Source organism: Shewanella sp. SM29 (assembly GCF_025654245.1).
GTDB classification, from domain to species: domain Bacteria; phylum Pseudomonadota; class Gammaproteobacteria; order Enterobacterales; family Shewanellaceae; genus Shewanella; species Shewanella oncorhynchi.
The window spans coordinates 1-500 of record NZ_JAKKRN010000110.1 but is presented as its reverse complement, the minus strand read 5'-3'; the positions used below and the strand labels follow the sequence as shown (position 1 = coordinate 500).

Below are 500 nucleotides of genomic sequence, written 5' to 3'. Positions count from 1 at the left end.
AGTGGAATGCGTTGGAAAGCGCAGCGGCACAGGGTGATAGCCCCGTACATGAAAACTAACCATTGATGAAAACGAGTAAGGCGGGACACGTGACATCCTGTTTGAATATGGGGGGACCATCCTCCAAGGCTAAATACTCCTGACTGACCGATAGTGAACCAGTACCGTGAGGGAAAGGCGAAAAGAACCCCTGTGAGGGGAGTGAAATAGAACCTGAAACCGTATACGTACAAGCAGTGGGAGCGGTTCTTGAGACCGTGACTGCGTACCTTTTGTATAATGGGTCAGCGACTTACATTTTGTAGCGAGGTTAAGCGAATAGCGGAGCCGTAGGGAAACCGAGTGTTAACTGCGCGTTTAGTTGCAAGGTGTAGACCCGAAACCCGGTGATCTAGCCATGGGCAGGTTGAAGGTTGAGTAACATCAACTGGAGGACCGAACCGACTAATGTTGAAAAATTAGCGGATGACTTGTGGCTGGGGGTGAAAGGCCAATCAAAC

General features: G+C 50.0%; 1 rRNA gene. It reads left to right on the top strand.

Annotation, left to right across the window (positions count from 1 at the left end):
- Positions 1–500: ribosomal RNA gene (locus L5L77_RS22700) — 23S ribosomal RNA — on the top strand; the annotation flags it as partial.